The 24110-nt window shown below is 60.9% G+C and carries 19 protein-coding genes; 9 read left to right on the forward strand and 10 right to left on the reverse strand.

Annotation, left to right across the window (positions count from 1 at the left end; genetic code table 11):
• Positions 1–15: 15 nt before the first annotated feature.
• Together ACR52_RS03785 and ACR52_RS03790 are read right to left on the reverse strand one after the other, a co-directional pair.
• Positions 16–1581 (reverse strand): methyl-accepting chemotaxis protein, encoded by a 1566-nt coding sequence (locus tag ACR52_RS03785; RefSeq protein ID WP_048720674.1) that lies wholly within the window; start codon positions 1579–1581, stop codon positions 16–18.
• A 73-nt stretch (positions 1582–1654) separates the two neighbouring features.
• Positions 1655–2446 carry a CPBP family intramembrane glutamic endopeptidase gene (locus ACR52_RS03790; RefSeq protein ID WP_048720675.1) on the reverse strand — a complete coding sequence of 264 codons (792 nt, stop codon included), beginning with the start codon at positions 2444–2446 and terminating at the stop codon, positions 1655–1657.
• A 423-nt stretch (positions 2447–2869) separates the two neighbouring features.
• Between ACR52_RS03790 and ACR52_RS03795 the strand changes: the two genes are divergently transcribed.
• On the forward strand, positions 2870–3730 hold the full coding sequence (locus tag ACR52_RS03795) for a DMT family transporter (RefSeq protein WP_048720677.1): 861 nt from the start codon (positions 2870–2872) through the stop codon (positions 3728–3730).
• Positions 3731–3777: 47 nt separating this feature from the next.
• Here ACR52_RS03795 and ACR52_RS03800 read toward each other — a convergent pair whose 3' ends face one another.
• A complete protein-coding gene (locus ACR52_RS03800; RefSeq protein WP_048720679.1) occupies positions 3778–4662 on the reverse strand; it encodes a DMT family transporter in 885 nt (294 codons plus the stop codon).
• Positions 4663–4727: 65 nt separating this feature from the next.
• A complete protein-coding gene (locus tag ACR52_RS03805) occupies positions 4728–6353 on the reverse strand; it encodes a methyl-accepting chemotaxis protein (protein WP_048720681.1) in 1626 nt (541 codons plus the stop codon).
• A gap of 390 nt (positions 6354–6743) precedes the next feature.
• On the opposite strand from ACR52_RS03805, the gene aceK reads away from it, so the two are divergent.
• The 5 genes from aceK to ACR52_RS03830 all read left to right on the forward strand — a co-directional run bounded on the left by aceK (position 6744) and on the right by ACR52_RS03830 (position 14944).
• The gene (gene aceK / locus ACR52_RS03810) at positions 6744–8465 is read left to right on the forward strand and encodes a bifunctional isocitrate dehydrogenase kinase/phosphatase (RefSeq protein WP_048720682.1); all 1722 of its coding nucleotides are present in this window, start codon (positions 6744–6746) and stop codon (positions 8463–8465) included.
• Between the two features lie 70 nt (positions 8466–8535).
• Positions 8536–12447 (forward strand): ATP-dependent RNA helicase HrpA, encoded by a 3912-nt coding sequence (hrpA, locus tag ACR52_RS03815; protein ID WP_048720685.1) that lies wholly within the window; start codon positions 8536–8538, stop codon positions 12445–12447.
• A 391-nt stretch (positions 12448–12838) separates the two neighbouring features.
• Positions 12839–13960 (forward strand): beta-ketoacyl-ACP synthase III, encoded by a 1122-nt coding sequence (locus ACR52_RS03820; protein ID WP_048720687.1) that lies wholly within the window; start codon positions 12839–12841, stop codon positions 13958–13960.
• A gap of 130 nt (positions 13961–14090) precedes the next feature.
• Positions 14091–14705 carry an RNA polymerase sigma factor gene (locus ACR52_RS03825; protein ID WP_048720689.1) on the forward strand — a complete coding sequence of 205 codons (615 nt, stop codon included), beginning with the start codon at positions 14091–14093 and terminating at the stop codon, positions 14703–14705.
• On the forward strand, positions 14699–14944 hold the full coding sequence (locus ACR52_RS03830; protein ID WP_048720691.1) for an anti-sigma factor family protein: 246 nt from the start codon (positions 14699–14701) through the stop codon (positions 14942–14944). The genes ACR52_RS03825 and ACR52_RS03830 overlap by 7 nt, the downstream gene beginning before the upstream one ends.
• 107 nt (positions 14945–15051) lie before the next feature.
• On the opposite strand, the gene ACR52_RS03835 is transcribed toward ACR52_RS03830, so the two are convergent.
• Positions 15052–16374, reverse strand: coding sequence for a putative porin (locus tag ACR52_RS03835; protein WP_048720693.1), 1323 nt, complete (start codon positions 16372–16374; stop codon positions 15052–15054).
• Between the two features lie 282 nt (positions 16375–16656).
• Between ACR52_RS03835 and ACR52_RS03840 the strand changes: the two genes are divergently transcribed.
• Complete coding sequence (locus ACR52_RS03840) at positions 16657–17781, forward strand: GNAT family N-acetyltransferase (protein ID WP_048720694.1); 1125 nt, start codon at positions 16657–16659, stop codon at positions 17779–17781.
• 11 nt (positions 17782–17792) lie between these two features.
• On the opposite strand, the gene aqpZ is transcribed toward ACR52_RS03840, so the two are convergent.
• From aqpZ to ACR52_RS03865, 5 genes are all read right to left on the reverse strand, one after another.
• Entirely contained in the window at positions 17793–18494 is a 702-nt protein-coding gene (gene aqpZ / locus ACR52_RS03845; RefSeq protein ID WP_048720696.1) for an aquaporin Z, read from the reverse strand.
• Between the two features lie 245 nt (positions 18495–18739).
• Positions 18740–20572 carry an ABC transporter ATP-binding protein gene (locus ACR52_RS03850; protein ID WP_048720698.1) on the reverse strand — a complete coding sequence of 611 codons (1833 nt, stop codon included), beginning with the start codon at positions 20570–20572 and terminating at the stop codon, positions 18740–18742.
• Between the two features lie 95 nt (positions 20573–20667).
• Entirely contained in the window at positions 20668–21231 is a 564-nt protein-coding gene (locus ACR52_RS03855) for a peptidylprolyl isomerase (protein WP_048720700.1), read from the reverse strand.
• Positions 21232–21234: 3 nt separating this feature from the next.
• Positions 21235–22038: an alpha/beta fold hydrolase gene (locus ACR52_RS03860; RefSeq protein WP_048720702.1), complete on the reverse strand. Its 804-nt coding sequence runs from the start codon at positions 22036–22038 to the stop codon at positions 21235–21237.
• A 14-nt stretch (positions 22039–22052) separates the two neighbouring features.
• Positions 22053–22976 (reverse strand): LysR family transcriptional regulator, encoded by a 924-nt coding sequence (locus ACR52_RS03865; protein WP_048720704.1) that lies wholly within the window; start codon positions 22974–22976, stop codon positions 22053–22055.
• Positions 22977–23025: 49 nt separating this feature from the next.
• On the opposite strand from ACR52_RS03865, the gene ACR52_RS03870 reads away from it, so the two are divergent.
• The gene (locus ACR52_RS03870; protein WP_048720706.1) at positions 23026–23340 is read left to right on the forward strand and encodes a hypothetical protein; all 315 of its coding nucleotides are present in this window, start codon (positions 23026–23028) and stop codon (positions 23338–23340) included.
• Positions 23341–23491: 151 nt separating this feature from the next.
• Positions 23492–24091: an FMN-dependent NADH-azoreductase gene (locus tag ACR52_RS03875; RefSeq protein WP_048720708.1), complete on the forward strand. Its 600-nt coding sequence runs from the start codon at positions 23492–23494 to the stop codon at positions 24089–24091.
• Positions 24092–24110 lie beyond the last annotated feature (19 nt).

Consider the following 24110-nt stretch of genomic DNA (forward strand, 5'->3'; position numbering starts at 1 on the left):
GCTCCCGATAGCGGTCTACCGGTTGAAACGCTCGACCAACGAATACTGGGTATTCGCCGTATGCGTCAGCTCTTCACTCAACTGCGCCGAGCTCAACGCCTGTTCCGAGGTCTGATCGGCCAATAGCGCAATGGTGCTGATGTTGCGGCTGATCTCTTCGGCCACGGCGCTTTGCTCTTCGGTGGCAGCGGCGATCTGGGTGGTCATGTCGGTGATATTGGCCACTGCTTCACTGATGCCCACCAACGCCGCATCCGCCTCCATCACCCGCGCCACACCTTCTTCGGCCTGGCGATGCCCGGCGTCCATGGTTTGCACGGCGGCGCTGGCGGTCTGCTGCAGCTTGGCGATCAGGGCATGGATCTGCCCGGTCGACTCGGCCGTGCGCTGGGCCAGTTGGCGAACTTCGTCAGCCACCACCGCAAACCCCCGGCCCATCTCACCGGCACGCGCCGCTTCGATGGCGGCGTTCAGCGCCAGCAGGTTGGTTTGGTCAGCAATGCCTTTGATCACGTCGACAACGCCGCCGATTTCATCGCTGTCCTTGGCCAGTTGGGTGACGGTGATACCCGTTTCCCCAACCGCCGCCGACAGACGCTGAATCGCTTCGCGGGTTTCGCCTGCGATGTCGCGGCCACGGCCAGTCAGGCGATTGGCTTCCTGGGTAGCATCGGCGGTGCGCTGTACATGGCTGGCGACCTCCTGGGTGGTCGCGGCCATCTGGTTGACCGCAGTCGCCACCTGTTCGGTTTCGACACGCTGGCGTTCCAGGCCGCTGGAGCTGTTATGCGCCAGGGTGTTGGACTGCGCCGCTTGGGCATTGAGGTGCTCGGCGGTGTCCTGCAAACGTGTAAGACACGTCTTCAGACGCGCTTCCTGGCTGAGGATCGACATCTCCAGTCGCGCTTGAGCGCCACGGCTGTCGGTGTACATCTGCGCGATCAACGGGTCGGACGTGGTCTGCTCGGCCAGGCGCAGCAAGCGCTTGAGACCACGCTGTTGCCAGCTCAGGCCCAACAGGCCCAACGGCACCGACAACCCCGCCGCCAGGGCAAAGCCCCAGTGGGAATTGAGCGACGCGCCGATCATGAAGCTCAGTTGGCTGACCAGGATAAACGGCAGCCAGTCCTGCAACACCGGCAGCCACTTGTCCCGCTGGGGAATGGCAGACTTGCCCTGGTTGATGCGTTGGTAGAGCGCTTCGGCCCGACGGATCTGCTCGGCGGTGGGCTTGACGCGCACCGATTCGTAGCCGACCACCTGGTTGCCGTCGAAGACCGGTGTCACGTAGGCGTTAACCCAGTAGTGATCACCGCTCTTGCTGCGATTCTTGACAATGCCCATCCATGGCAAGCCTTGTTTGAGCGTCGACCACATGTGCGCGAAGACGGCCGCCGGAACGTCCGGGTGACGCACCAGGTTGTGCGGGGCACGCACCAGTTCGTCACGGGAGAACCCACTGATTTCGACAAACGCGTCGTTACAGTAGGTGATCACCCCTTTGGCATCAGTGGTGGAGATCAACCGTTGCTGAGCGGGGAAGGTACGTTCGCGCTGGGTAACGGGTTGGTTATTACGCATGATTGTTCAATCCGCAAGGCTTTCAGGTGTTGTCGGCCGTAGAGGGCTTTTATTTAGCTTAATTTTGTAATAATCAGCTGGCCAGCATCGGGTAGGTAAACAACCCGAAGTGAAGCAGATTCAAACCAAAGTGCGTGGCAATCGCTGCGCCCAGCCCGCCGAAGCGATAAGCCAGGCCGTAACCGACACCGGCGATGCTCGCCAGCAGCACCCATTGCCAGCCCGCGCCCAGGTGCACCAAGCCAAATAATAGTGAGGCCAGCAACAGTGCGAGGTTCTCGCCGTAGGGCAAATGTTTGAAGCGCTGGTTGAGGCCGCCCTGGATGTAGCCACGAAACAGCGCCTCTTCCACCAGCGTCACCAGCAGCAGGTTATTCAGTACCCACAGCCACGCCTGTTCCGGCCATTTCGGCGCCCAGCTGATAATTCCCAGTAACGCCGCGCCACCGAGGGCGGCAATGGCGGTCAGGGTCAGGGCCAGGGCGGTCACGCAGATCGACAGGCGCAATGAGCGGCGCGCCACAATCCACGGGCAGGCCAGCAGCAGCCAGAAGCCGATCAGGGGTTTGTCCTGGTTCAGGTACATCGAGAAGGGCACGGCGTCCGGGGTAAACCGCTGCGGGTCGATACCGCGCCCGTTGTAGAACCCCGGCAGCCAATGCATCGCCAGGCCCAGCGCCAGCACGATGAACAACCCGTGGCCAAGGTAGCGCGCCCAAGGGTTGCGTTGTTGGCGCACGGCATACCCGGCAATCAGCAGCAGGGCGACGGACACAACCGCCAGCACGCCCAGTTGCCCGTAGGTCAAGGCGAGTACATAGCCAATGGAAAGAAGCGCCAGGTACAGCCAGGGCAGTTCGAGCATTTGAAAGTCCTTGGAAAAAACTGACCGGCATTATAGCGATCGACCTTCTTCGGCGGCATGAAACCTCCTCCACGAAAAACGCTTGGGTGAAGTGATTGCTAAATGTGATTGCGGCTGGTTATAGTCGTCGCGTCTTTATCCCTTCACACAAGATCAGCACATGCCAGCTTCCCTGCGCATAGCGGTAGTCGATTCAGCGGTCAACGCTGTGGTCGTGCCGTGCGCGAACATGCAGCCTGCGCAGATCAGTCACTACCCCCCACCTGTCAGTAGCACGCCGGTGTACGCAGTCGTATCACCGCCGGGTGTTGGCATTTCGGGCTGATCAGCTGATTGCTGTTCCCGTCTGCCCGCCTGAAAAAAATCTACTGAATTTCAGCAACTGCTGAATCGGCTTTTTTTGCCTGATTACAGGTGGTAACCATGTCTGTTCTTTCAAAACAATCCGTCGCCGCGGCGGCGTCGACGAGCCTGTTCGTCTTGCTGTGGAGCAGCGGGGCGATCTTCTCCAAATGGGGCCTGGCCCACGCTTCGCCCTTTGCGTTTTTGCTCATCCGCTTCGCCATTGCCCTGGCGGGGCTGGTGATCCTGGTACCGATCCTCAAGTTGCGCCTGCCGCGCCGCGGTAAACCCATGCTGTACGCGGCAGCGACCGGTTTGGTGTTGCTGGGGGCCTATCAGATTTTCTATCTGCTGGCGCTGGACCTCAAAGTCACTCCAGGCGTGATGGCAACCATCATGGGCGTGCAGCCGATCCTCACCGTGGTGCTGCTGGAGCGGCAGCGTTCCTGGCGTCGGCTGTTCGGCCTGGGGCTGGGGTTGGCGGGGTTGATCATGGTGGTCTACCAGGGCATTGGGCTGTCGGGCATGTCCCTGGCCGGGATGCTGTTCGGGCTGCTGGCCCTGGCGAGCATGACCTTTGGCTCGATCATGCAGAAGCGCATCACCGACAATCCCTTGGGCACGCTGCCGGTGCAGTACCTGGCGGGGCTGTTGTTGTGCGCGGTGTTTGTGCCGTTCCAGCCCTTCCATTTTGAACAGAACGCCGGCTTTTACCTGCCGGTGCTGTGGATGGGCCTGGTGGTGTCGTTGCTGGCGACGCTGTTGCTCTACCGCCTGATCGCCCGTGGCAATCTGGTGAACGTTACCAGTCTGTTCTACCTGGTGCCGGCGGTGACGGCGGTGATGGACTATCTGATTTTCGGCAATAGGCTCGCGCTGTTGAGTCTGCTGGGAATGGGATTGATCATCGTTGGGTTGGTGTTCGTCTTTCGTAAAGGCTGACACAACCCCTTGTAGGAGCCGGGGGGACGCCTAGTCCTTGCCGGCCCCTACAATTTTTGGGGCCGTAACACCAACCACAACGCCCCTGCGATCAACACCCCGCCATACACATGCGCCATCGACAACGGTTCATCCAGCAGCAACGCCCCCCACAGCACGCCGAACGGCGGGATGAGGAAGGTGGTGGTCATTGATCTCACCGGTCCGATGGCGGAGAGCAGTCGGAAGTACAAGACGTAGGCAAACGCCGTACACACCAGCCCCAAGCCCAGCAGCGACAACCACACTTGCCACCCACCCCAACTGGCAGGCGGATGGCTGATGGCGTTGTAGGCAAAGAACGGCAGCAAAAACAGCGTCGCGCCAAGCATGCTGCCCAGAGCCGAAAGGCGGCTGTCCAGCCCACCACGCTGATCCAGCCAACGCCGCGCCAGGAACCCGGCAAAGCCATAACACGTGGTCGCCAGCAAACAGGCCAGCGCGCCCATCAGCAATTCCAGGTCAAACGCCACTGGCCCTGCGCGGGTCAGCACGCCGACGCCGAACAGGCCCAGGCAGACCCCGGCGATTTTCGACGGCGTCAGGCGCTCACTGAAGAACAACCCGCCAATCAACACGCCCATCAACGGCGTGGTGGCATTGAAGATGGCCGAGTAACCCGCCGGCAACACCTGGGCCGCTACCGAGTACATGGTCGCGGGAATTCCGGAGTTGATCACGCCCAGTAGCAGGACGGTCTTGAACTTGCCCTGGAAGTCCCAGCTCACGCGCATCATCGCCAGGATCACCAGCAAGCCGGCGGCGGCAATCGACACGCGGAAAAACGCGGTCGGTACCGTGCCGATTTCTGGCGCGATGATGCGCATGAACAGGAAGCTCGCGCCCCAAATGGCGGCCAGCCCCAACAAGTACAGGGTGTCGACAGGTCTCACGGAACGCTCCTACATCAATTAAGGCGGCGAGTGTTGCCCAGTGGCCTGTTCGACACAATTGCTAATTACAGGACAAACCGCGTCACCAGGCCATTGAGGTCTACCGCGAGGCGCGACAGTTCCTGGCTGGCGGCCGAGGTCTGAGTGGCGCCGGCGGCAGTCTGGGTCGACAGGTCGCGAATGTTCACCAGGCTGCGGTCCACTTCACGGGCGACCAGCGCCTGTTGCTCGGCGGCGCTGGCGATCACCAGGTTGCGCTGGCTGATCTGCGAGATGGCGGCGGTGATCTTCTCCAGGGCGCTGCCGGCGCTGTTGGCCCGTTGCAGGGTCTGGCCGGCGTGCTCGGCGCTGCTTTTCAGTGCGCCGACGGTGTCCTGGGTGCCTTGCTGGATGCCGGTGATCATCTGCTCGATTTCTTCGGTGGAGTCCTGGGTACGCTGCGCCAGGGAGCGCACCTCATCGGCGACGACCGCAAAGCCGCGTCCTGCCTCGCCCGCGCGAGCGGCTTCGATGGCGGCGTTGAGCGCCAGCAGGTTGGTTTGCCCGGCAATGCCACGGATCACTTCCAGCACTTTGCTGATGTCCTGGGCTTGCACCGCCAGGCCTTCGGCCTTGTTCGAGGCGCCGAGCACTTCGTCGACCAGGTTCTGGATCGAACTGATGGTTTCGCTGATCTGGTAGTGGCCGTGCTTGCTGTCTTCATCGGAGGCCTGGGACGCTTCGGCGCTCGACACCGCGTTGCCCGCCACTTCATCCACCGCGGCGCTCATCTCGGTCACGGCCGTCGCGGCCTGTTCGATTTCGTCGTTCTGCGCTTGCAGGCCACGGGTGCTTTGTTCCATCACCGAACTCATCTCTTCGGCCGCCGACGCCAGTTGCTGCGCCGATTCGCTGATACCGCGAATGGTGGTCTGCAGTTGCGCCTGCATGGTGGCCAGGGCCGTCAGCAGTTGCGCCGCCTCGTCGGTGCCGTTCACCACGATCGGCTGGCTCAAATCACCGGCGGCGATGGTGCGTGCCACGCTCAATGCCTGGCCGAGTGGCGCGGTGATGCTGCGGGTCAGCAGCCAGGCCAGCAACAAGGTGGCGATCAGGGCGGCGATGATGATCAGGCCGACCACCCACTGCGCGCTCGAATACATCTGCGCCGCTGAATCGGCGGCGGCTTCGACGCCTTTTTGGTTGAAGGTGATCATGTTCTCCAGGCTCTTGTTGAGGACCGTGCCCTGAGGCGCGAGGCGGCTGGTGAGCAGGTCGATGGCGTCCTGCTGCTGATCCTTGTCCACCAGGGCGACCATCTGCCCGACGATGGTCAGGTAGGTCGCCACGTTAGCCTTGACCTGCTTGAGCAACTCGCGCTCTTCGTCACCGCTGAGCAGGGTTTCCTGGCGATCCAGCAAGGTTTTCAGTTCGCTACTTTGGCGGCTGATCAGGCCTTTGCTGTTGTCGCGAATCCGCGATTCGTCGGTGGTCGCTACGCGCAAAGCCTCCAGGCGGATGCTGGCCACATAGGCCGCACTGTCGTGGATATTCTCGATGTTGGGCATCCACGATTGTTCGATCACCAGCGCGCTTTCCCGCAGCTTGGTCATCTGGCCCAGGCCAAACAGGCCGACGATCACCAGCAGGCTGGCCAAGACCCCAAAACTCAGACTGGCACGCAGCCCGATCTTCATATTCCTCAACGACATCTCAATGCTCCTTGGGCGATTAGAACCTGTTCCCGGATCGGTCTTCTGACCTTGTTAGGGTGGGAGAGGGCGCGCTATATAGCAAAGTGCCACCATCGTTGTAATGAGGGTTTCCCTTACGCCGTATCAAAATCCTTACACCGACTCCACGCCCGCAGCAGCCAGGGTTTTTTCGGGTAATCGCCATAGGCCACGCCGTTCAAGGCTTCCGGCTGAAACGTTTAATGCGCGTTATGTGTGTTTATTGACCGAATGGTCGAATTAAAAGCCGCGAAAATAAATGTACGGGTTGAACGAAACTGTACAAAGCAGCGCAAAAAATGCCCCTTCTCCTGCCTCCCTACACTGGCTAAGCTCAGGGCTTCCAGATGCCCGTTCGAGGTTTCCCGCATGCCGCAGTCCACGCCCGCCCTCGCTATCGCCCGGATGATCCTCGATGGCTTCGACGATTACCGCGAGCACTTCCGCCAGATCACCGACGGCGCCCGTGAGCGCTTCGAAACGGCCCAGTGGCAGCAGGGGCAGGCGGCCTCGGCGGCGCGTATCAACCTATATGAAGAGAAGGTCAGTGAAGTGACGGCGCGCTTGCGGGCCGCCTTCGATGACGCCGCGCTGTTGGAGATCGACGCCTGGCCCCTGGTGAAAAGCGCCTATATCGGGCTGATCGACCTGCGCTTTGACGATGAGCTGTCCGAGACCTGGTACAACTCGATTTTCTGCGGCCTGTTCAGCCATGACCTGATCAGCGACGGCTGCATGTTCATCCACACCACCCGGCCCAGCCTGCGTAGAGCGCGGTCGGCGCAAACCCGTATCTACCGACCCGCAGGTGACCTGGCGGCAATGCTGGCGCAGGTTTTTGCCGATTACGGCTTCAGCGAGCCGTACGCCGATTTGCCGGCTGACCTGCGCCGCCTCGAAGCGCAGATGCGCGAGAACCTGCCGGACTGGGTGTGCAAAGACCCTGACCTGAGCGTCGAGCTGTTTTCCTCGGTGCTCTACCGTAACAAGGGCGCCTACCTTGTAGGACGCATCTTCACCCGCGACGAACAATGGCCGCTGGTGATTCCACTGTTGCACCGCGAAGGGCATGGCATCCAGATCGATGCGCTGATCACCGACGAAGCCGATGTGTCGATCATCTTCTCGTTCACCCGCTCCTACTTCATGGTCGACGTGCCGGTGCCGGCGGAATTCATCGGCTTTCTCAAGCGCATCCTGCCGGGCAAGCACATCGCCGAGCTGTACACCTCGATCGGCTTCTACAAGCACGGCAAGTCGGAGTTCTACCGTGCGCTGATCAACCACCTCGCCACCACCGACGATCAGTTCATCATGGCCCCCGGCGTGCGCGGCATGGTCATGAGCGTGTTCACGCTGCCGGGCTTCAACACGGTGTTCAAGATCATCAAGGACCGCTTTTCTCCGTCGAAAAACGTCAACCGCGCCACGGTGATCGAGAAGTACCGCCTGGTGAAAAGTGTCGACCGGGTAGGGCGTATGGCCGATACCCAGGAGTTTGCCGACTTCCGCTTCCCCCTGAGCAAATTCGAGCCCGAGTGCCTGGCGGAATTGCTGGAAGTTGCCGCCGGCACCGTCGAGGTGGAAGGCGACACCGTGCTGATCCGCCACTGCTGGACCGAGCGGCGCATGACGCCACTCAACCTCTACCTCGACAACGCCAACGACGCCCAGGTGCGCGAAGCCCTGGAAGACTACGGCCTGGCCATCAAGCAACTGGCGGCGTCGAATATCTTCCCCGGCGACATGCTGCTGAAGAACTTCGGCGTCACGCGTCACGGCCGCGTGGTGTTCTACGACTACGACGAAATCTGTTTCCTCACCGAAGCCAATTTTCGCCACATCCCCGAGCCCCGCACGCCGGAGGATGAAATGGCCTCCGAGCCCTGGTACTCCATCGGTCCGCTGGATGTGTTTCCGGAAGAGTTCCCGCCATTCCTGTTTGCCGACGCCGGCCAGCGCAAACTGTTCGATGAGTTGCACGGCGAGCTGTACAACGCCGACTACTGGAAAAGCCTGCAGGACGCGATTCGTGCCGGCAAAGTCATCGATGTATTTCCTTACCGCCGCAAGGACCGCGATAACGAATGAGGGGCGCGCGGATCGAAGGTTTTCTGCGACAATCCGCCCCCTGCATAAATAGACGACCTATACGTACCTGATGACCGACCAAGCGCCCACTATCGACCAACTGCTGAAAAACCTCGATCACGCCATGCTCGCCGACCGCCACCGCTTGCGGCGGCAGCTGCTTGAGCTGCGCAAGACGCCCGATGAGGAAAAGCTGGCGCAGTGGGTGACGCGCATGCAAGCGTCCTGCGCCCAGGTCACGGCGCGGCGTGCCAGCCTGCCGGTGATTCGCTACGACGACAGCCTGCCGATAGCAGCCAAGCGCGACGAGATCAAGGACGCGCTGCTCAAGCACCAGGTGCTGATCATTGCCGGTGAAACCGGTTCGGGCAAAACCACCCAGTTGCCGAAAATCTGCCTGGAGATTGGTCGCGGCCAATACGGTTTGATCGGCCACACCCAGCCGCGCCGGATCGCCGCGCGCAGCGTCGCCAGCCGCGTCGCCGAAGAACTGGCCACGCCGTTGGGCGCGTTGGTCGGTTATCAGGTGCGCTTCGAAGACCAGAGTGACTCCAACACCCTGATCAAGCTCATGACCGACGGCATCCTGCTCGCGGAAACCCAGAACGACCGCTACCTCGAACGCTACGACACGATCATCGTCGACGAAGCCCACGAACGCAGCCTCAACATCGATTTCCTGCTGGGCTACCTGAAAACCCTGCTGCCGCGTCGCCCGGACCTGAAAGTCATCATCACCTCGGCGACCATCGATCTGGAGCGTTTCTCCAAGCATTTCGACGATGCACCGATTGTCGAGGTCTCGGGCCGCACCTTCCCGGTGGACACCTGGTATCGCCCGCTGACCCTGGAGCAGGACGAGGAGGGCAACCGCGTCGAGGACGACTTGACGGTTGATCAGGCGATCCTCGCCACCCTCGATGAAATCGCCGCTTATGAACGCAGTGAACGGCGCAGCCCAGGCGATGTGCTGGTGTTCCTGCCGGGCGAGCGCGAGATTCGCGACGCCGCCGAGATGCTGCGCAAGGCGCAGCTCAAGCACACCGAGATTTTGCCGCTGTATGCGCGCCTGTCACCGGCCGAACAGCAGCGCATTTTCCAGTCCCACCCAGGCCGGCGTGTGGTACTGGCGACCAACGTCGCCGAAACCTCGCTGACCGTGCCGGGCATCCGTTACGTGATCGACAGCGGCACCGCGCGCATCAGCCGCTACAGCTACCGCGCCAAGGTGCAACGCCTGCCCATTGAAGCGATTTCCCAGGCCAGCGCCAACCAGCGTAAAGGCCGTTGCGGGCGGGTCGAGCCGGGGATTTGCATTCGGCTGTTCAGCGAAGAGGACTTTATTGGGCGTCCGGAATTTACCGACCCGGAAATCCTGCGCACCAACCTCGCCGCCGTGATCCTGCAGATGCTGCACCTGCGCCTGGGCGAAATCACCGATTTCCCGTTTATCGAACCGCCGGATGGCAAGGCCATCAGCGACGGTTTCAACCTGCTGCAAGAACTCTCGGCAGTAGACCGCAACAGCCAGCTGACTCCGCTGGGCCGCCAGCTCGCACGCCTGCCGGTCGACCCGCGTATGGGCCGCATGCTGCTCGAAGCCGCCAAGCTGGGCAGTTTGCAGGAAGTGCTGATCGTGGCCAGTGCGATGTCGATCCAGGACCCGCGCGAGCGCCCGCCGGAGCGTCAGCAGGCCGCCGACCAGGCCCACGCGCAGTGGAAAGACCCGGACTCGGACTTCGCCGGGCTGGTCAATCTGTGGCGTGGTTTTGAAGAGCAGCGCCAGGCGCTGACCGCCAGCCCGTTGCGTAACTGGTGTCGCAAGAACTTCCTCAACTACCTGCGCCTGCGCGAGTGGCGCGATTCCCATCGCCAGTTGAGCCTGATCTGCCGTGACATGCAGCTGACCATCAACAAAGAGCCGGCGGACTTCCCGAAACTGCACAAGGCGGTGCTCTCCGGCCTGCTCAGCCAGATCGGCCAGAAAACCGAAGACGGTGATTACCTCGGTGCCCGCCAGCGCCGCTTCTGGATTCATCCGTCCTCGGGCATCGGCAAGAAGCGCCCGCAATGGTTGATGGCCGCCGAACTGGTGGAAACCACCAAGCTGTATGCACGCATGGTGGCGAAGATCGATGCCGACTGGATCGAACCGCTGGCCGGGCACCTCATCAAGAAAAACCACTTCGAACCGCATTGGGAGAAGAAGCGCGGCCAGGTGGTGGCATTTGAACAGATCACACTGTTCGGGCTGATCATCGTCGGTCGCCGGCCGGTGCATTACGGGCCGATCGACCCGGTCACGTCCCGCGAACTGTTTATCCGTGAAGGGTTGGTGCGCGGCGAGATTCAGTCCCGCGCCCGGTGCCTGACGGCCAACCAGCAATTGCTGGAGCAGCTCGACGAACTCGAAGCCAAGGCCCGACGTCGCGACATCCTGGCGGACGAAGAAACCCTGTACGCCTTCTACGATGCGCGCTTGCCGGCGGAGATCCATCAAACCGCCACGTTCGACAGTTGGTACAAGGTCAACAGCCAGAAAGACCCGCAACTGCTGATCATGCGCGAGGAAGACGTGCTGGCCCGCGAAGCCAGCGAAGTCACCGCTGCGCATTACCCGGACACCCTGCACCTGGGCGATCTGGAACTGGCGTTGAGTTACCACTTCGAACCCAACCACCCGCGCGACGGCGTAACCCTGCGGGTGCCGGCGCCGCTGCTGCCGGCATTGCCGCCGGAGCGCCTGGAATGGCTGGTGCCGGGCGTGATCGAAGCCAAGTGCATCGCCCTGGTGCGCAACCTGCCCAAGGCGTTGCGCAAGAACTTCGTGCCCGTGCCGGATTTCGTCAAGGCGGCGCTGCAACGCATCGAATTCGCCCAGGGCTCGCTGCCCCAGGCGCTGGGGCGCGAATTGCTGCGCATGACTGGCGCGCGGGTCAGCGATGAAGCCTGGGCCGAAGCGGCGCAGCAGGTGGAAAACCACCTGAAGATGAACCTGGAAGTGGTCGATGGCCAGGGCAAGTTTCTCGGCGAAGGTCGCGACCTGGCCGAGCTGACGGCACGCTTTGCCGAAGCCAGCCAGGCGGCCTTGGCGGTGCCGCAAACCGCTAAAAGCCAGCAGCCGGTGGAAGCCAAGGTGTTTGCGGCGGTGGCTGAAAAGACCCAACAGAAGATCGCCGGACTTTCGATGACGGTGTATCCGGCGCTGGTGGAAGAAAACGGCACGGTCAAGGAAGGGCGTTTCTCCACTGCCGCCGAGGCTGAGTTCCAGCATCGCCGTGCGTTGCAGCGCCTGCTGATGCAGCAATTGGCGGAACCTGCGAAATTTTTGCGTGGCAAGTTACCCGGCCTGACCGAGTTGGGGCTGATGTACCGCGAACTGGGGCGCATCGACGCGCTGGTGGAAGACATCTTGCTGGCCAGCCTCGACAGCTGCGTGCTGGAGGGTGAAGCCAGTTTGCCGCGTGACGGTGCCGGTTTGGCGGCACTGGCTGAACGCAAGCGTGGCAGTTGGACCGAGCACGCCGAGCGTCTGGCGCGCCTGACCCTGGAGGTGCTGAAGCTCTGGCATGGCCTGCAGAAGCGCTTCAAAGGCAAGATCGACCTGGCCCAAGCCGTGGCTTTGAACGACATCAAGCAGCAACTGAGCAACCTGGTGTACCCAGGTTTTGTGCGGGAAACTCCGGCGCAATGGTTCAAGGAGTTGCCGCGTTTCCTCAAGGCCATCGAACTGCGCCTGGAAAAACTGCCAAGCCAGGTGCAAAAAGATCGGGTATGGAGCAGTGAGCTGGGCGGTTTGTGGGCGCAGTACCAGAATCGTCTAAATAAACACGCCCAGGAAGGCAAGCACGATCCCCAACTGGCGCTCTACCGCTGGTGGCTGGAGGAATATCGCGTGTCATTGTTTGCCCAGCAGTTGGGCACCAAAGTGCCGATTTCCGACAAGCGCTTGAGCAAACAGTGGAGTCTGGTCGAGGCCTGAAAATCGCTGGAGATCCCTTGTGGCGAGCGGGCTTGCCCCGCGTTGGGCTGCGCAGCAGCCCCAATACAGGCTCTGCGGAGTATCAGATAAAACCGGTCGGCTGGTTTTGGGGCTGCTACGCAGCCCAACGCGGGGCAAGCCCGCTCGCCACAGAGGCGCGTTAGCCACACGTCAGTAAAGGGTGTTTATCCGGGATATGGCGCCAAATCCCCAGGGTTGTGGCAAACTTCGCGGCTATAAATGCCGGGATCGTCGTGATGGGCTGGTGTGCAGCCGCGACGCGATGGAATAAAGCGATGCCAGTTTGATGCCCGCCGTGCGGAATCGGACTACTTAAAGTTTGGTACGACGGTACCAATATCTTCTGCCTGACAGATTTAGAGGAACGACCGTGCATAACGTCGTCATCAGCGGCACTGGCCTGTACACCCCGGCCAACAGCATTTCCAACGAAGAGCTGGTGCAGTCTTTCAATGCCTATGTACAGCAGTTCAACACTGATAACGCTGCCGCCATCGAGCGCGGTGAAACCCAGGCGTTGACCGAATCCAGCGCCGCCTTTATCGAGAAAGCTTCGGGCATCAAGAGCCGCTTTGTCATGGACAAGGACGGCATCCTCGACCCGCAGCGCATGGCCCCGCGCCTGCCCGAACGCAGCAACGACGAGTGGTCGGTGCTCTGCCAGATGGCCATCGGCGCCGCCGAACAAGCCCTGCAGCGAGCCGGCAGGACCGCCGCCGACATCGATGGCGTGATCGTCGCTTGTTCCAACCTGCAACGTGCCTACCCGGCCATCGCCATCGAAGTCCAGGAAGCCCTGGGTATTGCAGGTTTCGGTTTCGACATGAACGTGGCGTGTTCTTCCGCCACCTTCGGCATCCAGAACGCTGCCAACAGCATCCAGCTGGGCCAGGCTCGGGCGATCCTGATGGTCAACCCGGAAGTGTGTACCGGCCACCTGAACTTCCGCGACCGTGACAGCCACTTCATCTTTGGCGACGCGGCCACTGCCGTGATTCTTGAACGTGCCGACCTGGCTACCTCGGAGCACCAGTTTGACGTGGTCAGCACCAAGCTGCTGACCAAGTTCTCGAATAACATCCGCAACAACTTCGGCTTCCTCAACCGCACGGCGGAAGAGGGCATCGGCGCGCCTGACAAGCTGTTCGTGCAGGAAGGCCGCAAAGTCTTCCGCGATGTCTGCCCGATGGTTGCCGAGCTGATCGGCGTGCACCTGGAAGAAAACCAGTTGAACGTGGGCGACGTGAAGCGCTTCTGGCTGCACCAGGCCAACCTGAGCATGAACCACCTGATCGTGAAGAAACTGCTGGGCCGCGAAGCCACGGTGGAGGAAGCGCCGGTGATCCTCGATACTTACGCCAACACCAGCTCGGCGGGTTCGGTGATTGCGTTCCACACCTACCAGGACGACCTGCCCAAGGGCTCCGTGGCGGTGCTCAGCTCGTTCGGCGCCGGCTATTCGATCGGCAGCGTGATCCTGCGCAAACGCTGATTAGTAGGAGCCGGCTTGCCGGCGATGGCATCACTGCGGTGTAACTGATACACCGAGGTGCCTGCATCGCCGGCAAGCCGTCTCCCACAAGGGGCAAGGCGCTCCATCGAACGGTTAATCGAGGTCTTGAATGGCAGCAGCGGACGACGCGCACCTGCTTGAACGTCTGCTCAAGGGTGAGCAGCGGGCCTACAAGGAACTGGTCACCACTTACCAGAGCGCCATGCGCGCGGTGGCCTATGCCATTGTCGGCCAGCGCCACGCTGACGAAGTGGTCCAGGATGCCTGGCTGTCGGTAGTGCGCAACCTGGCAAAGTTCGAGGGGCGTTCCAGCCTCAAGACCTGGCTGCTCACCATCACCGCCAACGCCGCCAAGGGTCGCTATAAACAGAATCGCCGGGAAGTGCTGCTCGACGATTTGCCCGCGCCTCACGGCACCATTGGTGATGATCGGTTTAGCCCCGACGATGGCCATTGGGCCGTCGCTCCATACGCCTGGCACCAGGACACCCCGGAAGCTCTGCTGACCGAGGATGAACTGCGTCAATGCCTGGAGCATACGTTGCTGAGTTTGTCGCAATTGCAAAGCAGCGTGCTGGTACTGCGTGAGCGCCAGGGCCTGGAGTTGGAGGAGATTTGTAATCTTCTGACGCTCTCACTCTCCAATGTCCGTGTGCTGTTGCATCGAGCACGGCTTAAAGTCTTCGCCACGGTGGAGCATTTTGAGGAAACGGGCGAATGTTGACCTGTAAAGAGCAAGTGGCACGTTCCAGTGACTATCTCGATGGGCAATTGACCTTTCGCGAGCGTCTGCTGGTGCGTCATCACTTGATGTTTTGCCCTAACTGCCGACGGTTTATCCGCCAGATGCGCCTGATGCAGGCGACGCTGAAGATAATGCCAGAGGAGCCGGTGAAGGATGTGGATGCCTTGGCGCAGCGGCTGGCTGCCGAGCGGCTCAAGGATCAGCAAGGCGGGGAATAAGCAGGCTCACGTGGGGGAATCGGACGGATGATGGGGACCGATCCACCCACGCAAGGCTGTTACAGCCACCTCGGGCCGTCCTGGCCCAAGGCTTTTAACACTCACATTTAGAACTTGGCTTCAGCGTCCAACTGCAGGGTGTTGACGTTGGCATCAGTCTGAGTGCGGCTGGCGTAGTCAGCCTTGGTCAGGAAGTACGTGGCGCCGACGGCGAAGTTCTTGTCGATGTCGTAGCTGACCTTCATCTTGTGACCACGCGAACCGGTAGTGCCGTTGGCGAAGTCCGAATCGGTGAAGGCGCCAACCACTGCGTTACGTTGAGTATCGCGGTAGTTGTAGTCGAGGTTGAAGCCGAACACCTTGGACTTGGCACCCAGCAACCACGCGGTGTCTTGGTCGGTCGAGGCGTCGTTGTTTTTCACGTACTGGCCATACAGCGACAGCGGAACGGCCAGGCCGCCGATGTCCAATTGGCTGAAGCCTTCGTAGAGGCGGAATTCTTCGTTGGCCGAGTTGCCGTTGACCGCCAGTGCGCAAGGCGTGGTGGTGCCGGTGCAGCGGCTGTCTTCATCGTTCTGGTAGGCGTAGACGCTGCCGCCCAGGGTCAGTTTCAGGTTGTCGGTGATCGAGAAGCGCGTCCCCAACTGGCCGGCCGTCAGGCGCAGGTCGTGACGAGATTGCACGCCTTCGCCGTCGACGTTGTCCTTGAGGTTGTAGTTACCGATGCTGCCGAACAGTTCGGCGCTGCTACCCAGCGGGTATTTGTAGGTAAGTGCCAGGCCTTCAGGGTTGATATCGCTATCCCAGATTACGTCGCCCATGCTGACCCACGGCTGGAGCATCTTGCCGCCGATCACGTGCAGGTTTTTGATCTGGGTAGGGTGGTAGTCGATGTAGCCAAGGTCCAGCCAGATCGACTTCTTGTCGAAGTAACCGTCCTGGTCCTGGTTGGTGGAGCGGGCATCGTCGCCGCCGCCGGTGGCGATACGAATGCCGGTGTCCACTTGCGAGTTGATTTCGGTGTAGGCGCCCAGACGGGCACGGATACGTTGACGATCCTTGTCACGCCCGCCGTTGTTCGGCTCGCCGTCGATCTTGATGGTTTCCTGGCGGAAACGCACATCGCCTTTGAACTGGGTCTTCGCGGCCCAGGCCAGTTTCTGGTCGAACACGCTCAGCTCGTTGGTTTTCTTCGCGGTGGCGGCGATCTGTTCGTTGGTCTCTTGTTGAGCTTGCCGTGCGATCTGCTGGTCTTTCTGATCCCGAGCCAGTTCAGCTTGCAGTTCGCTGTACTGTGCAGCAGAAATCTGGCCGTTGGCCTTGAGCATGTCGAGCAATTTAGCGTCGACTGCAGCGCTGGCCGGAACGCTCAGGGCCAGCAATAGGCCGCCACACAGGACCGCCGCAGTTTTAGTGGAAGCAAGACGCATATCAATCTCCGAAAGTGGGGAGGGATGGCAAACCATCCAGGACACAACCGACCATGACGGACGGAAAAATAGCCGCCTGGTAGAACCAGACGCTCTAAAAACAGGCGTCAGTATCACGATCGTTTATGACGCAGCAGTGGCTAAGTGATGTCATCTAGATGACAAATTGTTTAGGAACGGAACTATTGATTTAGAGCTTTGTCTGGCGATTGGAGGATGTGTTTGGCCGGGTGATCGGCGATACTCGCGAGGCTTTCACGCCCCGAAGTAGTGAGGATGCCGATGCCGCTGCAACGCCTGGACAGCCTGTCCGAAATCTCTCCGGATGCCTGGGATGCCCTGGTGCCCGAGGCCCAGCCTTTCGTGCGGCACGCGTTTTTGAGTGCGCTGGAAGACAGCGACAGCCTCGGCCGGCAATCGGGTTGGCAGCCTGAGCATTTGCTGCATTGGGAGGGTGATCGGCTGGTGGCGGCATTGCCCGGTTACCGCAAATGGCATTCCTACGGCGAATATGTGTTCGACCACGGCTGGGCCGATGCCTGTGAGCGCGCCGGCATCGACTATTATCCCAAGCTGCTGATGGCGGTGCCGTTCAGCCCGGTCAGCGGGCCGCGCTTGCTGGCGCGCAGTGCTGAAGACGGTTTCGAACTGCTGAAAAGCCTGCCGGGTTATCTGGAAATCGAAGGGCTCTCCAGCGCCCATATCAACTTCACCGACCCTCTCGCCGACGAAGCGCTGGCCCAACAGCCGGGCTGGATGCAGCGCCTGGGCTGTCAGTTTCATTGGCAGAACCGTGGTTATCGCGACTTCCAGGATTTCCTCGACGCCTTGAGTTCACGCAAGCGCAAACAGATGCGCAAGGAACGCGAACAGGTGGCGGGGCAGGGCATCGAGTTTGAGTGGTTGCAAGGCCATGAACTGAGCGAAGCCCAGTGGGATTTTGTCTACGCCTGCTACGCCAATACCTACGCGGTACGCCGCCAATCGCCCTACCTGACCCGCGCGTTTTTCAGCCTGCTGGCCGAACGCATGCCCGAGTCGATCCGCGTGGTGCTGGCCAAACAAGGCAAGCGCCCGGTAGCCATGGCCTTCAGCCTGATCGGCGGCGACAGCTTCTACGGCCGTTACTGGGGCTGCCTGGCGGAATTCGACCGCCTGCATTTCGAAACCTGCTTCTACCAGGGTATGGACTACGCCATCGCCCACGGCCTGCAACGCTTCGACGCCGGCGCCCAGGGTGAACACAAATTGATTCGCGGGTTTGAGCCGGTGATCACCCGGTCGTGGCACTACCTGCGCCATCCGGGGCTGAAGAACGCCGTGGAGGATTTTCTGGAGCGCGAGCGGGTGGGGATTCTGGCGTATGCCGAAGAGGCGAGGGCAGCCCTGCCTTATCGGCAGGGCTGAACCCGTTTGCTTCAGGCAGGCTCCTCCTTGCCCAGCCATCGATAGGCCCCGGCGCCGATTACCGCACCCAGGATTGGCGCGAGCCAGAACATCCACAACTGCTGGATCGCCCACCCGCCGACGATCAGTGCCGGGCCCGTGCTGCGGGCCGGGTTGACCGAGGTGTTGGTCACGGGAATGGAGATCAGGTGGATCAAGGTCAGGGCCAGGCCGATGGCGATGGGCGCGAGGCCCTTCGGGGCACGGTGGTCGGTGGCGCCGAGGATGATCAGCACAAATATCGCTGTCATGACCAGCTCACAGACAAACCCTGCTGCCATCGAGTAGCCGCCTGGCGAATGCTCCCCGTAGCCGTTGGAGGCCAGGCCCGACGTCAGTTCAAACCCCGGTTTACCGCTGGCAATGAAATACAACAGCGCAGCGGCGACAGTGCCGCCAATGACTTGGGCGACGACATAGGCCGGCAGCTCCCTGGCCGGAAACCTGCCGCCCACGACCAGCCCCACCGATACCGCCGGGTTGAGGTGGCAACCGCTGATAGGGCCGATGGCAACCGCCATGGTCAGCACCGTCAGCCCGAATGCCAGGGCTACACCTAACAGACCAATCCCGACCGCAGGGAACGCCGCGGCCAACACCGCACTCCCGCAACCGCCCAACACCAGCCAAAACGTCCCTAACCCCTCTGTGACTGAACGCTTGAACAAAGACATGCAGCACGTCCTTGATAGATCGCTCTACCGAATCTGTAAATCCGTGATGCTCCCTGCAGATTTACTTCAGCGCCCGTCTGGGCACTGCACTGATTACAGCACGGTTGCGGTACAAATCCAGGGCATAAGTGCGGGAGGGGGCTTGCTCCCGATTACGGCAGGTCAGTGAAGGAAATATTGACTGATCCACCGCTATCGGGAGCAAGCCCCCTCCCACTTTTTTATTTGTGTTTGCCCGAAATTGATCAATCGATACCGACGAAGCCCCCGGTCTGGTGCTGCCACAACCGCGCATACAACCCGCCATGGGCGAGCAACTCGGCATGGTTGCCGGTTTCGGCAATCAGCCCTTTCTCCAGCACCACCAGGCGGTCCATTCGCGCAATGGTCGACAACCGGTGCGCAATCGCAATCACCGTCTTGCCCTTCATCAGCGTTTCCAGGCTCTCCTGGATCGCCGCTTCCACTTCCGAGTCCAGCGCCGAAGTGGCTTCGTCCATGATCAGGATCGGCGCGTCCTTGAGCAGCACGCGCGCGATAGCGATGCGCTGGCGCTGACCGCCCGAGAGTTTCACCCCGCGTTCACCCACATGGGCATCCAGCCCGGTACGACCTTCAGAGTCCGACAGCAGCGGGATGAATTCATCGGCGCGTGCCTTGCGCACAGCGGCCCAGAGTTCTTCGTCGGTCGCGTCGGGCTTGCCATACAGCAGGTTGTCGCGGATCGAGCGGTGCAGCAGTGAAGTGTCCTGGGTGATCATGCCGATCTGTTCGCGCAGGGTTTCCTGGGCGACCTCGGCGATGTTCTGGCCGTCGATCAGGATGCGCCCACCTTGCAGGTCGTACAGGCGCAGCAGCAGGTTGACCAGGGTCGACTTGCCCGCACCGGACGGGCCGATCAGGCCGATTTTTTCCCCGGCCTTGATCTCAAGATTCAGGCCGCCAATGATCCCGCTCTTCTTGCCGTAGTGGAAATCCACCTGCTCGAAGCGCACTTCGCCATGAGGGACTGCCAGACGTGGTGCGTTTTCGCGGTCAATCACGGCCAGTGGCTGGGCGATGGTTTTGAGACCGTCCTGCACCATGCCGATGTTTTCGAAAATGCCGTTAACCACCCACATGATCCAGCCGGACATGTTGACGATACGAATCACCAGGCCGGTGGCCAGGGCGATGGCGCCCACGGAGATCAGCGACTGGGTCCATAGCCAAAGGGCCAGGCCGGTGGTTGTGACGATCAGCAGGCCGTTCAAGGTGCAAATCACCGTGTCCATGCTGGTGAGCACACGGGCGGCCTGCTGCGTTTTTTCGGTCTGCTCGATGATCGCTTCCTTGGCGTACTCCTGCTCATTTTGCGTATGGGCGAACAGCTTCAACGTGGCGATGTTGGTGTACCCGTCAACAATGCGCCCCATGAGTTTGGAGCGTGCCTCGGAGGAGATCACCGAACGGTCTTTGACGCGTGGCACGAAGTAGCGCAATGCCAGGCTGTAGCCAATGATCCAGGTGATCAGCGGGATCATCAGCCGCCAGTCCGCTTCGGCAAACAACACCAGGGAAGTGATGGCGTAGATCGACACATGCCAGATGGCTTCCGCCGTCGCCACCGCCGAATCACGCAAGGAGTTACCGGTTTGCATGATTCGCTGGGCGATGCGCCCGGCGAAGTCATTCTGGAAGAAGTTCAGGCTCTGCTTGAGCACGTAGCTGTGGTTTTGCCAGCGGATCAGGCTGGTCATGCCGGGGTTGATGGTCTGGTGCACCAGCAAGTCATGCAGGCCGTTGAAGATCGGGCGCAGCAGTAGGGCAACCACTGCCATCCAGATCAGCTCGGCGCTGTGGACCTGGAAGAAGTTCGCCGGCGGCGTGCCCTGGGTCAGGTCGATGATGCGGCTCAGGTAGCTGAACAGCGCCACTTCGATCAGGGCGCCTACCAGGCCTACCACCAGTAATGCGGCGAAGCATGGCCACACTTGCCGTAGGTAGTAGAGGTAGAAGGGCAGGACGGTTTCGGGAGGGGCTTCGCTGGGTGCGTCGCGGAAAATATCGATCAGTTGTTCAAAACGACGATAGAGCATTAGGGTTGACGCCCGCCTGGCGGGCTCTCCTGTTCAAATGCGCGCGGTGCCTTGTGGGCACCGCGCGGGGCTACCTGAAGAACGCCCTGCAGACGTTAGTCGATGAGCTTGGCCGACTTGATCAGGACAGGATCGATTGGCACGTTCTGCATGCCGCTTTTGGTGGTGGTCTGCGAGTTGACGATGATGTCGACTACGTCCATGCCCTTGACGACCTTGGCGAACACGGCATAACCGGCGTCGCGACCTGGGTCGAGGAAGGCATTGTCGGCCACGTTGATAAAGAACTGGCTGGTGGCAGAATTCGGGTTCGACGTGCGGGCCATCGACAGCGTGCCGCGTACGTTATGCAGGCCGTTGCTGGCTTCGTTTTTGATCGGTGCCTTGGTGTCTTTCTGCTGCATCTGCGTGGTGAACCCGCCGCCCTGGACCATGAAGCCCGGGATCACGCGGTGGAAAATTGTGTTGGTGTAGAAGCCGCTATCGACATAGGCCAGAAAATTTTTGGTACTAATCGGCGCCTTGACCGGGTCCAGTTCGATTTCAATGTCGCCATTGGTGGTGGTGATCAATACGTGTTGCGCCTTGGTAGGTTCGGCCGCCATCAGGTTGGCAGCGAACAAAACAGAACCGGCAAAGAAGGCGATTTTTTTCAGCATGGGTCAGTGATCCTGGGTAGTGGTTTCGACTGTCTTTAGAAAATCGAGCAGGGTGGCATTAAAGACTTCGGGTTGATCCAAGGGCGTGGCATGGCGGGAATCTTCGATCACCACCAGCCGCGCATCGGGCAGCAGTTTTACATAGATTTCTTTCTGCGCCACGGGGGTGTAGTCGTGGTCGGCGCTGATGACCAGAGTTGGACAGGTAATCCTCGAAAGTCGTTCCTGTACGCCCCAGCCCACAATCGCATCGAAGCTGGCGAGATAAGCACGTTTGTCGTTTTTTGCCCAGCGCTCGGCCATCTTGCGGCGTAGGTCGGCCTGGTGCGGTTTGGGGAACAAGCGGTCGCCCAACGCCTTGCCGATCGTCGCCAGGCTGAGCACGCGCGCGAGAGTCCAGCGCTTGGCCCACTGCCAGTAATCGTCGGCGCTACGCACCTTGACCTGCGGCGCGCTGTTGACGATGCACAGGCTCTTGAGCCGCGCAGGGTCATCCACCGCCAGCTGGAACGCGATCATGCCGCCCATGGACAAGCCCACCACATGGGCGGGGGGCAGGTTCAAGTGTTCGATCAGGGCGAGCAGGTCGAAGGTGAAGCCTTGGATGCTGTAGCGCTCCCGAGGTTTGTCGGAGCGCCCGTGGCCGCGCACATCCACCACGATCAGGCGGTAGTGCCTGGCCAGCACCGGAATCTGCAGTTCCCAATCCTGGCTGCTGGAGCCCAGGCCATGGATCAGGATCAGCGGGGTGCCGTGGCCATACTCCTCGTAATGCAGGCTGCAGCCTTCATGGTCGAACCAGGCCATCGGTGAACTCCGTTTCAGGCTTGCTGGGGGGCGGCGAAAGGCGCGTCCAGTGGGGCGGTATCAAACGTGCGTAGCAGCTCCACCAGAATCTGTGTGGCCGGGCCCAGGGGTTTGTCCTTGTTTGAATACAGGAAGAACGTGGGGTGGCGGCTGCCGCCCTGCTCCAAGGGTAGCTGCTTGAGCACGCCTTCGGCGAGCTCGCGTTCGATCATGTGCCGAGGCAGCCAGGCAAAGCCCAGGCCGCTGCCGACAAAGGCGGCGGCGGTGGCGAGGCTGCCGACGGTCCAGCGCTGTTCGGCACCGAGCCAGCCCACATCACGTGGTTGCTGGCGGCCGGAGTCGCGGATCACCACCTGCATCTGGCTTTCCAGGTCCTGGAAGCTCAGTTCGCGGTTCATTCGGTGCAAGGTATGGTCGGGGTGCGCCACGGCGACAAATTCCACGTCGCTCATTTCCGTGCCCAGGTAGCCGGGGATGCTGAAGCTGCTGATCGCCAGGTCGGCCACGCCTTCCATCAATAATTCTTCGACGCCGGACAGCACCTCTTCGCGCAGACGCACGCGACAGCCACGGCTCTGCGGCATAAAGGCGGTGAGCGCTCGTACCAAGCGTGCGTTGGGGTAGGCGGCGTCCACCACCAGGCGCACTTCGGCTTCCCAGCCCTGTTCCATGTGGTGGGCAAGGTCTTCCAGCTGGCTGGCGTTTTTTACCAGCTGCCGGGAGCGGCGCAACAGCACTTCGCCGGCGTCGGTGAGCACCGCCTTGCGCCCGTCGATGCGCAGCAGCGGCACGCCGAGCTGGTCTTGCATGCGGGCCACGGTGTAGCTCACCGAGGACTGCGAACGGTGCAGCGCTTCAGCCGCCTGGGCGAAGCCGCCATGGTCGACCACGGCTTGCAGCGTGCGCCATTGATCGAGGGTAACGCGGGGCGCTTTCAAGATGAGCTCCTCTTGTCCTAAGCTGACAGTCCTTATTGGAGACTGCCGAATGAGAAAATTTTGTTGTGTGCTGCTGGCGCTGCTACCGATGAGTGCGTTTGCCTACCCCACCGATGTGACTAAAAAAATTAACGGGGTGAGCATTGATTACATCGCCTCCGACGTAGACAACGACATCAGTTCGATCCAGCTAAGCAACTACGGCACGAATGACGCGGTGTGTTCGGTGACCTTCACCAACGGCCCGGAGTCGCCACGTCGGCGCACGGTCACAGTGCCGGCGGGCAAAAGCACCAACACCACGGTCAAGTTCACCCGCTCTATCATCAAGATGCGTATCGCCTTGGCTTGCGCCCCAAAATAAAGCTGCTGCGGAGCATGCCGACAGGAATACTCCGCTTATAAACAAATTTATAGATGGGTTATAGCAGTTTTTTGCGCTTTTTAATCGAATGAGCCCTGGTTAATCTTCTCTCCATCGACTTACAGCATTTACAGATGGAGCCTACGAAGCCATGTCCAACGTTCTGATCATCGAAAGCAGTGCCCGCCAGCAGGATTCGATCTCCCGCCTACTGACCCAACAGTTCATCAGCCAATGGCAGGCCGCTCATCCGGCGGATCAGATCACCGTACGTGACGTGGCCTTCAACCCGGTTCCGCACCTGGACGCCAACCTGCTCGGCGGCTGGATGAAACCTGCGGATCAGCGCAACGACAGCGAACAGGCTTCCCTCGACCGCTCCAACGAATTGACCGACGAATTGCTCGCCGCTGACGTGCTGGTGATGGCTGCGCCGATGTACAACTTCGCTATCCCCAGTACCCTCAAAGCCTGGCTGGATCACGTGTTGCGGGCCGGTGTGACCTTCAAGTACACCGCCACCGGCCCCCAGGGTTTGCTGACCGGCAAGCGCGCTATCGTACTGACCGCACGCGGCGGGATTCACACCGGTGCCACCTCGGATCACCAGGAACCCTACCTGCGCCAGGTCATGGCATTTATCGGGATTCACGACGTGACGTTCATTCACGCAGAGGGCGTGAACCTGAGCGGCGACTTCCAGGAAAAAGGGATCAACCATGCCAAGGCGCTGCTCGCTCAGGTCGCGTGATCCTTTAATCGTCACATAA

Origin of the sequence: Pseudomonas fildesensis (assembly GCF_001050345.1) — a bacterium.
Classification (GTDB): domain Bacteria; phylum Pseudomonadota; class Gammaproteobacteria; order Pseudomonadales; family Pseudomonadaceae; genus Aquipseudomonas; species Aquipseudomonas fildesensis.

Coding starts and splice junctions, on each gene's coding strand:
- ACR52_RS03785 (WP_048720674.1), bottom strand. CDS start 1,581: ATGCGTAATAACCAACCCGTTACCCAGCGCGAACGTACCTTCCCCGCT.
- ACR52_RS03790 (WP_048720675.1), bottom strand. CDS start 2,446: ATGCTCGAACTGCCCTGGCTGTACCTGGCGCTTCTTTCCATTGGCTAT.
- ACR52_RS03795 (WP_048720677.1), top strand. CDS start 2,870: ATGTCTGTTCTTTCAAAACAATCCGTCGCCGCGGCGGCGTCGACGAGC.
- ACR52_RS03805 (WP_048720681.1), bottom strand. CDS start 6,353: ATGTCGTTGAGGAATATGAAGATCGGGCTGCGTGCCAGTCTGAGTTTT.
- aceK (WP_048720682.1), top strand. CDS start 6,744: ATGCCGCAGTCCACGCCCGCCCTCGCTATCGCCCGGATGATCCTCGAT.
- hrpA (WP_048720685.1), top strand. CDS start 8,536: ATGACCGACCAAGCGCCCACTATCGACCAACTGCTGAAAAACCTCGAT.
- ACR52_RS03825 (WP_048720689.1), top strand. CDS start 14,091: ATGGCAGCAGCGGACGACGCGCACCTGCTTGAACGTCTGCTCAAGGGT.
- ACR52_RS03830 (WP_048720691.1), top strand. CDS start 14,699: ATGTTGACCTGTAAAGAGCAAGTGGCACGTTCCAGTGACTATCTCGAT.
- ACR52_RS03835 (WP_048720693.1), bottom strand. CDS start 16,374: ATGCGTCTTGCTTCCACTAAAACTGCGGCGGTCCTGTGTGGCGGCCTA.
- ACR52_RS03840 (WP_048720694.1), top strand. CDS start 16,657: ATGCCGCTGCAACGCCTGGACAGCCTGTCCGAAATCTCTCCGGATGCC.
- aqpZ (WP_048720696.1), bottom strand. CDS start 18,494: ATGTCTTTGTTCAAGCGTTCAGTCACAGAGGGGTTAGGGACGTTTTGG.
- ACR52_RS03850 (WP_048720698.1), bottom strand. CDS start 20,572: ATGCTCTATCGTCGTTTTGAACAACTGATCGATATTTTCCGCGACGCA.
- ACR52_RS03855 (WP_048720700.1), bottom strand. CDS start 21,231: ATGCTGAAAAAAATCGCCTTCTTTGCCGGTTCTGTTTTGTTCGCTGCC.
- ACR52_RS03860 (WP_048720702.1), bottom strand. CDS start 22,038: ATGGCCTGGTTCGACCATGAAGGCTGCAGCCTGCATTACGAGGAGTAT.
- ACR52_RS03870 (WP_048720706.1), top strand. CDS start 23,026: ATGAGAAAATTTTGTTGTGTGCTGCTGGCGCTGCTACCGATGAGTGCG.
- ACR52_RS03875 (WP_048720708.1), top strand. CDS start 23,492: ATGTCCAACGTTCTGATCATCGAAAGCAGTGCCCGCCAGCAGGATTCG.